This window comes from Saccharicrinis fermentans DSM 9555 = JCM 21142 (assembly GCF_000517085.1).
GTDB classification, from domain to species: Bacteria; Bacteroidota; Bacteroidia; order Bacteroidales; family Marinilabiliaceae; genus Saccharicrinis; species Saccharicrinis fermentans.
In genome coordinates this window covers 5,829,749-5,841,812 of record NZ_KI912107.1, presented here as the reverse complement: position 1 = coordinate 5,841,812, position 12,064 = coordinate 5,829,749, and the positions used below count along the sequence as shown (strand labels likewise).

Annotated in this window: 6 protein-coding genes; all 6 read right to left on the bottom strand. The window is 39.8% G+C overall.

The window, feature by feature from the left end:
* Positions 1–59: 59 nt before the first annotated feature.
* Positions 60–1,700 (bottom strand): GH39 family glycosyl hydrolase, encoded by a 1,641-nt coding sequence (locus CYTFE_RS0123755; RefSeq protein ID WP_027473860.1) that lies wholly within the window; start codon positions 1,698–1,700, stop codon positions 60–62.
* 40 nt (positions 1,701–1,740) lie between these two features.
* Positions 1,741–3,096, bottom strand: a complete 1,356-nt coding sequence (locus CYTFE_RS29185; RefSeq protein WP_052343405.1) for a family 43 glycosylhydrolase — start codon at positions 3,094–3,096, stop codon at positions 1,741–1,743.
* Positions 3,097–3,175: 79 nt separating this feature from the next.
* The gene (locus CYTFE_RS0123745; protein WP_081736083.1) at positions 3,176–5,704 is read right to left on the bottom strand and encodes a glycoside hydrolase family 95 protein; all 2,529 of its coding nucleotides are present in this window, start codon (positions 5,702–5,704) and stop codon (positions 3,176–3,178) included.
* Between the two features lie 153 nt (positions 5,705–5,857).
* Complete coding sequence (locus tag CYTFE_RS27990) at positions 5,858–7,252, bottom strand: glycoside hydrolase family 30 protein (protein ID WP_081736082.1); 1,395 nt, start codon at positions 7,250–7,252, stop codon at positions 5,858–5,860.
* Positions 7,253–7,287: 35 nt separating this feature from the next.
* Positions 7,288–8,382 carry a glycoside hydrolase family protein gene (locus tag CYTFE_RS0123735; protein WP_044213319.1) on the bottom strand — a complete coding sequence of 365 codons (1,095 nt, stop codon included), beginning with the start codon at positions 8,380–8,382 and terminating at the stop codon, positions 7,288–7,290.
* Between the two features lie 172 nt (positions 8,383–8,554).
* Complete coding sequence (locus CYTFE_RS27985) at positions 8,555–12,040, bottom strand: hypothetical protein (RefSeq protein WP_152541780.1); 3,486 nt, start codon at positions 12,038–12,040, stop codon at positions 8,555–8,557.
* Between the last annotated feature and the right edge of the window lie 24 nt (positions 12,041–12,064).

Genomic DNA, 12,064 nt, shown 5'->3' with positions numbered 1-12,064 from the left:
CTCAGTCCAGACCGATGCTCTTTTTTTCTATTTCAATAACCATTTTCATTGACTACCCACTAGTTAATCTGCTGAATCAACATAACATTCCAAGGGGCTATTTCTCTATTTATTGTAAGCCTTCCATCCTTATCTGCCACCACCGTTTCTGTTTTTAAATTTTCTGCTACATTTTTCAATACTTTGATCTGTTCACGCGTCGGAGGTTCCGGTTTTCCCATTTTCTCCCATGAGTGACACACATTACCATGATCCTTATCCAGTATTTCAATTTGAAACATCGCACCCGGTTTTAGATGCTTTAGTTCCAACTTCAATTGTTTGGATGAACCCTCACTTAAATACTCATAACTCTTATAACCAGCAGGAACCGATCCCTCATTTTCTTTGGGATAATTATAGGCCAAGGCCACAATCTTTCCATCGCCAGAATTACGACTTACGAACACAGCATCATCTTTATACAACTTTTCATCGCCCAATAAATGCAACATACGATAAGCATGGTAAGAAGGCTTTACCAATCCTTGAAAATTAATCATTCCAAATCCACCATGAAAGATACTTGCTGCACCACCCTTTTCCTCAAAAATATCAGTAAAAGTCCAAAAAGCCAAAGAATTAGTAAGGCCAATGCAATCGAGATTCGATTTTACAATATAGGCGGCTGCCGGTAATAAATCATGCATTCGGTCACGACTACTAGGGCTGGTATTCCATTCTGTTAGATGAATTTCAGCATTTGAATAGGCACTATTTTGAACGATTTTCTGCAACCACTCCAAGTCGTCTATAATAGAATGTACATGACGCGTCAGGCCTCTTCCTTTGCCGGTTTCCGGATTAAAAGCATAATCTGTGGGATATGGATGTGTACTAATAAAATCCACTGGTAGTTTTTCCTTTTCACAAAACTTCAGGAAATCCTCTATCCACACACCATGCCACTGAAGGGTATTGATATCCTCCACCTTAAAAACCTCCATCGACACCTCATTATTAATTATTTCGCCATCAAAACGAGTATCAGGGACAAAATTACTGGTAGCAGGACCTCCTATTTTCAATCGTTCATCAACCGATTTTACAGCCAAAGCAGATTGCTTATACAGCTCAAAATATTGCGATTTCTTTCCATGAAAAAAGAAAGGATATAAATTAGGTTCATTCCATACCTCAAAATACCATGTAAGCACCTCATCAATCCCATAACGATCTACAACATGTTGGGTAAAAGCCTCAATTAAGTCGTGCCATTGCGAGGCAAAATCAGGTCCAGGAGTTACTTTTGCCTCCCACCAAAACACCGTTTTTGAATCTTCTGCGGCAAACTCATTGGGAAAAAAGGCCAATTCAACAAAAGGACGTACATTCATATCCAACAAACGATCAAAAACATCATCAATATATTGCCAATTATATACCAGTTTTCCTTTTTCCCTCAATACGGGAAACATATCTTCATGGAAAAGCCCATGAAAGCGAACATACTCAAAACCGCAATTTTGTTGCACTTTCTCCATTTGTTCCAGCCAACCGGCGCGCAAAGCTTCATTCGCTCGACCCGCTCCTACACATTTACTCCAAAAATGTTCAAATTTTTCACCTTTGGTTCCCGCATCCACACGGATGCTTTTTTGCCCATAGTTAAATTGCGAAAGCACAAGAAAGCTCAGCAATACATAAAATTTACACTTCATATTTTTTATCTCTTTCAATTATTATTTATTGACAAACACACTAGTCTTCATCTTCAAACACCTGCTCCAGCTTGACATAATCAATGGCCAAATCTCCTTTCGAAGGCTTCCAATTTCGTTTGAAGATGCGTATTAAATTATCACCTTCTTTCAGTTCAACAATACCAAAATCTATTTCCCGAAAGGTCTTGGATGCAGGAAAAACAAAATCTCTATACAAATGACTATTTATCAAAACATCATGATTAGATTCTCCATCGGGTGAGGCGTACCTGACTTTAAAGCGAAATTTTGAAGGTCTTGCCACTTGAGCTAACATGGATACATGATCATACGGATTATCAAAATTAGTCACGTAGCCTTTCCCACTGTAGTCCTTGATCCATGTATCAACAATTACATTGTACAAATCACCTCCGGCAGCAAAGCCATTTTCAGCTTCCAATAATATCGTTGTTTTTGTCCGGTCAGCCAATCCTAAACCCTCTTTGGAAGGAACAATTGAAATAATATTTCCTTTTTCATCATAATTCAGATAATCAGCCATTACACAGCGTGTTTCGCTTAATCCACCCGATAGCCAGGCACTATGGTAAAACATGATATCTTTTCCTTTGTAAGTAACTGTACCGCCATGATTCGTTCCACTTTGCCCCTCAAAATCATCCATAAAACATCCTTTAAACTCATAGGGTCCTAAGGGTTGATCCGCAACACCATAAAACATTTTCTCTGGCCACTTACGAGGCGTCAGTCCCGGATAGCTTAAATAATATTTTCCTTTGAACTTATGAACCCATGGCCCTTCAAATACATATTTTAATTGAGAAGTCAGATCAACATATGTTTCCGGTTTAATAGACATAAGATCATCATTCAATGCTGCACCAAAACACTTTCTATCATGCCCCCAGAACAAATATGGGGTTTCATCATCATCGATAAAAATAGCTGGATCCTGACCAAATTCAACGCCCTTAATATAACCTAGGTCAGTAAAGGGGCCTTGCGGAACATCACTACGAGCAACTCCTGTTCTAAAAAGACCAATCCCGGCCTCTTTCATACAGTATATCAGATAGTACTTACCACGATAATAAGCGGCATCCATGGCCCAAGCATGGCTTTCTGCCCATTCCACGTTCTCCAAATGTAAGATACGACCATGATCTGTCCAATGAACCATATCTGTTGTTGAAAATGCATGATAACCCGTCATACCATAATGGTTATTAGACCCCGGCTCATCATGACTGGTATATACCCAAAGTCGGTCATCATTGGGCCACACATGAGGAGAGGGATCTGCGGTAAAAACATGTGTAAAAACCGGATTTTGAGCGTCACTCAAAACAACCATCACACTCATAATTAATACACTTATAAATATTTTCATGTACTTAGATTTAATTTCACATAGTCATTTGAAACTCACCATCTTCATCATTAAAAAAAAAGCATGGTTCGTTTTCTCATTATTTTTTTATTAAAACAAAAGATTCTCCCGGCTCTGTGGCCACATCATACAAATAAGTATCTTTCACATAAAACCCTTTAAGTTCGGCTTCATCCGAGATAATTGGTTTTTGAATATCTGGCACTTGAAAGAAAGGGTTTTCATTCACACCTTCGGCCAAAGTCAGTTCTTCTCCCCCCTTCATTGTCAGCGGAGAATAAGAACGAATTCGGCAATTTCCTCCCAATGATGATTTAATAATAACCCTTTCAATTACTCCATCCTTCCATTCCAGATCCTCTATTTCAAATCCACCACGCGCACGCAAGCCCTTTACACATCCAGCCTTCCAAACATCGGGCAAGGCAGGGATCAGATGAATCGCACCGTCATGACTTTGCAGCATCATTTCAGTTAAGCCAGCAGTAAAACCGAAATTTCCATCAATTTGGAAAGGAGGGTGCGCATCTAACATATTAGTATAAGTACCACCTCCTTTAGGAGAATCAGGCCTCCCAACCAACTTAATTTGATCTGTCATCATTTTATAGGCATGGTTACCGTCTAACAAACGAGCCCATTGATTAATCTTCCAGTTCATGGACCATCCTGTGGAAGGATCTCCACGGTAAATCAATACATTCCTGGCTGCTTCTGCTAAAACAGGCGTACGGAAAGGTGAGAATTGATTAGAAGGATGCATCCCATATAATTGAGAAATATGACGGTGCTTATCCTTGGGATCGTCCCAATCATGAATCCACTCCTGAATCTGTCCATGCTGACCAATTTGATTGGGGGCCAATTTCGGTATAGTAGACTCAATTTTTTTAACAAAGTCCTCATCCACACCTAAAAAACTGGCTGCCGCAGCTGTTTTGCTTAGCATATCAAAGATCAGTTGATTATCCATTGTGGTTCCATAAGCAATATTAACCATATTAGGATGATGTGCCGGTCTGTTTTCTGGGGAAGTAGACGGTGCAAAAATCAACCATCCATGATCGGGTTCTGGAGTCAAAAAACTCAGCACAAATTCTGCAGAACCCTTCATGGCAGGGTATACCTCTTTCAGGTAATTTATATCTCCATTGTATAAGAATTTCTCCCACAAGTGCTGGCTCAACCACAAACCACCACTGGGCCACATACCCCAAGTAGCGCCATCCACCGGACCGCAAATCCGCCAAAGGTCGGTATTATGATGGCATACCCACCCATCAGCACCATACATATCACGTGCCGTTTGACGACCTGCTTCAGATAGTTCCTTAACAAGATCTATAAGAGGTTCATGCATCTCGCCCAAATTTGTAGGCTCAGCAGGCCAATAATTCATTTCCGTATTGATATTTACCGTATAAGCACTTTTCCATGGTGGAGCCAAGTCCTTACACCATATACCCTGTAAGTTAGATGCTTGACCTCCCGGCTGTGAAGAACAGATTAACAAATAACGGCCGTACTGATAATACAGTTCAGCCAAAGCAGGATCATTTCCTTGAGCAAATTGTTGTATGCGTACATCTGTAGCATTTTTAATGGAATCAGTCTCTCCTAAATCAAGACTTACTCGATTAAAATAACCTTGATAAAATGCAGAATGATCTGCGATTAACTGTTCATAGCTTTTCTTTTCCGCTCCGGCCAAATAGGCCGTAACTCGCGCGTGCTCATCTGCACTAACATCTTGATAATTCACAAAATTAGTAGCAACAGATAAGTATAACGTTGCACTATTGGCGCCTTTTAAAACCAAAGTACTATCAGTAGCGCTTAAAGCGCCCCCTTCCGGTACAATCTTCAACCTCGATTCAAACTTCACACGGCCCTCAATAGGAGCTGCTCCTTTAGGTGTTCTTTTACTTTTTAAATCAGCTCCTTTACCCCTCATACTTAAAATATTATTCCCTTCAGTAGCTATATCTACTACTGCAGGTGCGGGACGATCCATTGCGGCAGAAAAGCTGATCTTACCTTTTTGACTGGCCGTTAATTTAATAACAATTACCTGATCAGTAAAAGAAGTAAAAATTTCTCGTTGATACTCCACTCCATCAACGATGTAAGCGGTTCTATTGACAGCATCCTCAATATCTAATTCACGGTAATAATTACTAAACGCGTCATCATGATCAAAATTTAATCTCAAATTTCCCACTGTTTCATAGTTCATTCCATGAGAAGTTTTAGAAATAATTCTCGCATTGGCCAAGTTATGGGCTTCTTTATACTTACCGTCAAACAACAATTGACGAATCTCTGGCAAAATATCTTTTGCTTCAGGGTTATCATTTCGATGTGGACCTCCGGCCCAAAGCGTACCCTCGTTTAACTGGATATTTTCTTGCACGGGAATACCGTACACCATAGCCCCCAATCGTCCATTTCCAATAGGTAAAGCTTCATTCCAGTCTGCCGCAGGTGCATCATACCAGAGTTTTAAATGACTTTTTTTTACAGGTTGGTTGCACCCACTCACAAGAAACAACATCATCATGCTTACAGAAAATAAGCACAACAATCTCCTGATAGATAGATTTTTCATATGTTTATATTTTTCTTTCAAAAGTTATATGGAATTCGCCAGAAATAATCATCACTGTGTGTGTGAAGCTATTCTCATGGCTCGTTTCATATACTTTAATTAAATTTCATTTTTAATGACTCAACGCAAAAACAAAACTACACCCACTACCTTTTAAAGTTTTACCTCGATGGCTGATAATGAATTAGCAGGCAATTGAACCTCAAATGAATCTTCATTACCCAGTTGCAACTGATGGGTTTTAGGAGTATCCTCATCATTCTGTATAAGCACATAAATACTACCCTCATTTTTCACTGAAATAATGGTTGCTCGCGAAAAATGTGCAATTCGCACCACGCCAGGTTGTAAGAATTTACTCATAAGTGCAAACACTGTAAAGTCAGGGTTATAGCTAACTGTTTTATTTTGTCGATCGATATTGATCAATGAATTTTGCTTCCAGTCCCAACCACTCTCGGTTGTTTCATTTAAAATCATATTCCAGTAACAATAATTAGTTACTCCATAATTAATATAGCTGGCCACTTCGCTTAGACGTTTCTTGGCTTGTGCCACCGTATTATTTCCGTTTTCACACCTTCCTTCGGTATGCATAATAGTGGTTGCTGGCATCAAATTTCTGATATCCTGTATATGCTGCGAAGCAGTATATTGAATACCCACACCATCAAATACATCATGATATTCTTTTTTAGCAGCAAACTCAATAGCATCCAGCTGTCCTGCTGTCCTAAAGGTTCCTGCCCATATTTCGGTGTTTATACGATCGGCATCAAAGCGTGGTTTTAGATAATTCTTCACAAATTTGCCCATTTGATCAACAGGCATCTCACACGAAGGATATTTAGTATTGGCATCATTTTCATTCTGTACTACCAAGCGATTTACCTGGATATTCTCTTTACGGTATGCTGTTATGTATTTTGAGAAATACAATGCATATGCCTTATATATTTCAGGTTCATCCTTCAAACTATTCTTGTCTGTAAATTCCACGCCTCTATCCATATAACCAGAATATTTCATCCATGCTGGAGGACTCCAAGGTGAAGCAAAAAGTTTCATTTCAGGATTATACTTATATGCCTTTTGAATATATGGAATCACTGTTTTCTTTTCTCGTTTGATGGAAAAGTGTTTCATCTCATAATCTCCTTCCTCCTCGTTATAACTGTATGCATCTATTCCGAAATCGCTGGCACCTACAGCGGTTCTGCAGAAAGAGAATCCAGCTCCATCCTGCACACTAAATATATTTTCCATCACCTCATCCTGCATTTTGGTAGGCAATGACATCAATGCTTCTCCGCCAATCTCATTAAATGCGCCTCCAATACCATCTAGTTTTTGAAATTCAATTTCAGGATATAATCTGATAGTACGAACCCGACCCTTATCTTCCAAAACCTGGGGCATATACTCTTTAATAAAGTTATTACCTACATTATTTCCCTTATTTAAATCCACATAGTGTACTTTCACACTCTTCTGAGCGGATATTGAATAAGCTATAACCATTAACACGCAGACTAGTAATATTTTCATCTTTTAACTCCTTAAGATATTTAACATATTTTTATTTATTCTTTTTTCAATGGTATCACCATATTCCAGGTTTTAGTTCCATTCCCAAAACCACCCGGACCATCCATGGTAGCGAAAAAAATATAAGTAGGCTCACCCTCTTCAACCAACACAAAAGGCCTTTCTAATTGTCCTTGTTCAATAACTTGTCCATCATCCCATTGAACAGTTCGGGTATAAGCCTGCGGACAAGCATCCAAAGTCCAATGAATCCCGTCTGAGGAATGAGCCAGCACTCCACCGTGACGACTTCCTATAATTTGACCAGTCATATCTTTAGCAATCATATGGTATCCATTTTTATCGCTCCATAAATGAGGATCTTCAACTTCACCAAATTTGTCTTTCGAGAACAAAGGCTCATTTCCAACAACCGTATAAGGTCCCTCAAAAGAAGGGGCCGTAGCCACTCCAATAAACTGACCAGTATGCGAAATACTATCCGTTTTATAACTACGTCCTTTAAACAGAAGAACCACCGATCCATCCTTTTTAATAAGAGGAGATGGATTCGAGGTTAAAAAGCTATAAAACGAGTTAGGCTTCACATCCAAAACAGGAGTATCAAGTCTGTGCCAAGGACCATCCGGACTTTTAGAAGTAGCCATACCCACGCGCTTACTCCATCTAGCGGCAATACACCACTTACTAGTAAGAGTAAGTTCACTGGCATTTTCCTGGTTTATATTTTCAAAAGGATGTGTGGATCCCATGTAATAAAGTATATATTGATCTTTATACTTTGTTATTTTGGGATTATGACACGAACGACCATCCCAAAACTGCGCACCCCGAGCACCCAAAGCCACATCTTTGAATTCATAAGGACCTTCAGGAGTATCAGATACTGCGTGGACAATTTCAGAAGCCATCATCCATCCCGGGTGAAATTTTAGATATTTAGGCCAACGCGAAGCATACATATGATATTGACCATCATCACCTTTAATCACTGAGCTACCCCATACCCAATAATCCGCCATCTCGAACCCCCCATTGACAGGCGCCTTTCCCCATTGATCAAAGATCATATTTTGGGCAGACACCTTTGAGCAACACGCCATCATCAAAAACAAAATAATATATCTCATATCTCTTACTTTAAACTCCATACAACAAACCCTAAGCCCACAGTCGTAACACAGCAATCATCATGTACAATTCGTGTTCTAACACAACAAGCCTACTAATGATGACTACCTTTTCCTACGATTCTCCATCCAAAATACAACTAAATCATCTTTCTTAAATACCCCAGATTGATCAATCACGTCTGTATTCATTGCTTTCTTCTTTGCGAATCACCTGTCCATCTTTGATTTCGGTTACAGCTACTTTTACTTGTCCATTTTTGCCTTCCATATTCGAAATTGAAATGTTTTGTATACGGCCATCCGTTAATACTACCCGCAATTCATCTGGAGATTCAGCTGTCACAGACCGAATCACCGACTCCGTTTCATAAGGCTCTATAACCGATAGATAACGAGCTTTCGAACCTGCACTTCTAACCGCCATATTTTTTAAACGAGAAGTTTCATCTCCCATTGGATAGTCACTTCCGATCTTGGCTTCGAACCGAACCACATCCAAACCAGAAAGGTCTACTGCTATTTTACCGGTCACTTTATCGTTCATCGGCATACCGGGAATTGAAAACTCCATTAATTCACCCTGAATTTTAATAGGGCCATTATAATAGTCCTTCCCTTCATGCGCTGGCAAAGCCATATTTTCATATTTTATCGGTAAAGAAGAAAGATAAATTTCGGATCCATCTTTCAGTACCACCTTGGCATTCCCCCAAAAAATGGTACGATTATTTATTTTCCCGGGTGTTCGGGTTGTCAGTTCCAATCTATTAGTTCCTTCAATATCAAGCGAAACATGTCGGCTCCCAAGAATCCAGGCTCCCGTACTATCACTAACCAAGGTATTACCATCCGCTATTACAGTATACCAAAGCTGTTTATTTACATAAAAGCTTTCATTGGAAGCCGCAATCATGATATCTTTTTTTAGAGGCCAGGCATTAAACACATCTATTTTCAATGGTCCCTCCAGACTATACGGCAAACGAACACCCGCATTATCACACCCCTCTCCCCAACACATCTCAAACTGAGTCCGTGAGGTTCCTTCTACGTTCCACCAGTCGCAATCGGTAATAAACTGAGCACTTCCCAATGGATCCGTACTTCTTTGGTTTGTATGGCGCAGATATACTTTTTTATCGGCCTCTATACCTTTAAAACCCTTGGCATTGAAAGTCCAGTCGAATTGATGTTCTTGTTCTCCTTCAAGATAATCAGCCAGCACCACATAATCATCCATGACCAACATCAAACGCCGCTGCATCACAGGCTCTGTAAAACCTGTACATTGGCCATAATCAGGCACATCCTCGGGAATAAAGATACTACGTCCTTCCTGCCACATCGCTTTTTCTAAATCATGACCTCCTCCATAAGGGGGATAGCTCCAGCGCGAATTCGTTTCTACAACTGTAGCCTGCATCATTTCACCTGCATGAAATAAAGTCCTGTAATTTTCAACCGGCTGTTGCATTTTCTCATCCACAACCACCATATTTTTATTGATGGAAGTTTGTTTTAAAAACTTATATAAATAGCTGCTATACCCATACCAATACATAAGAGTTCCATAAAAACTACGACCATAACGCATCATGCTTACCAAATTTGTACGATCAAAATGTCCATGATATCCCCCATGCGATCCATAATGCAAGGCTGCTTGAATTTGGTCTCTTTGTTCTCGGTTTTTTGTTTGAGAGCGTAACTGTACAATTCCCATATTATCAGCATAGGCCGATTGTTTCATTTTCTCTGAATTAACCTTGGGTAAATCAGGTACACCATACAATAAATCACGTTTTTCACTTCGGTTTACAATCGCTGCATATTCCGGATCACGATAGAGATAATAAGCTAACTCATAATCCTTACCTGAGAGTTTACCTTCTAAAGCATCATTGACCGCAAGCAACACCCCACGAAAATCAACAAAAGGAATAGCTGCATCCCACATATCCTTAATACCAATACTATTACGCTCAATATTGCCCCACTTTTCGAACTCCATCCCCATAATACCACTTTTTCTACGGCTTGCAAGCAAAGAGAAATGCTTTGAAGTACCCATCGGAAACTGCCTATCCTTAAAATTAATTCCCCAAGGTTGCAGCGCAATCGCTATTTCAGAAAACTCTGTAGCCACCCACGTATTATATCCCACTGCACATTCGTACCACCAGCCATCATTCATAATCCCATGTTCCAGGTGTTTATATACCCCTGTGGAAGAATTTAACAAGTGATCTATCAGGTACCAATCCTGTAAATTTAAAGCACAATAAAGTGCTGCTGTAATTTCTGCCACATTCCAATTACTAATGGCTCCTCTCGTGTTACCCTGTATCGTACGCGTAACAAATAAACGAAAGGTTTTCTCAAAGCGTTCATGATCACTTTCAGTAAGCACTTCACTGGTACGTATGAGATCGTAGGCACGTGCTGTAGCCTGCCAGAACTTTCCTTCTCCCACAAAAGAATTACTTCCTCCAACCAATCTGGCTGGATATCCCATCTTCTCATCCACCAAAGGACGCAAATATTCAATACATTTTTTTGCGTATATTTTATTCTGGGTGAGTTGATACGCTATCGCACAATTCAATATATTTTTGCTTTCTGCTTCACTCAATATGGGCTTCCCAAGAATAGATACGCCTTCCTTTTCGTTTAAATAGGCAGGTTTTCGAGGTTTCCAACGGTCAGCTTTCCCTACATAATCCATATAACTTTCTTTGGCCCAATCATATTTATCTACTTTATCTCTCACCTGCTGCCAACCTTCAACCGTAAACATGATATTTGGAAAAGGAATACGCACTGCCGTTATAAATTCCATACTTGCAAGAGAAGCTCCACTGCCATTGGAAATAGCCTTAACAAGCTGTTTTTCGCGAATACCGGCAGGTAACTTTGCGGGTATATTGACAGTTAGCCTGCATGTTTTGGTCTCGCCGGCTTCCAAATCCATCAAACTAGGCTGAATAATTGCCTCCATAGACTCCCATCCCTCGGTTTCAATTCTCAAGCTTACCCCTTGCGGTTCGGCAGTGGTATTGCTTACCTTCAATTCATAATACACAAGCGAACCTGCATGAGACGACTTTCCTTTAATGGGAGACTCCAAAGCAAGCGTTCTTCCCTTTGTCAAATACACGTTTCTAATCTGATAAATCGAATTACCCTTAGATTGAGCTGTGATTAAAAAATGCTTGACTGCAAAGAGTGTCCCCCATTTTTGTCCAGCATCTACCTCAAACATCTCCCATGGTATATACACTGAATGCCAACCGTTTCCATTCAATCTAATTTTTGCAGTGCTCACGGGGTTTTGTTCATCGTAATCAAGAGAATCCACCTTAAAAATAGCACAAACATCTGTACGCGCGTCTGACTTTAAATAAATATCAAAACAAACTCCCGAATAGGGAGTCCAGTCAGCTGCATCCCCATAATAATTCCTACCTATGTTTGGAAAGTAAGTCCTATTTTGATTGGCATAAGTATAGGATATGGTATCCCCATTGGGCATGCTTGCGCAGTTATTTTTCACCTTTGCAATTCCATTCCAATCTGAAAAATCAACCTTCCCAATACCCACTCTGCTCTGCGCCTGCGTAAAGCTTACAAGAACAATTGCGATAATTATCAACACGATCCTCATGATATATAAATCTCT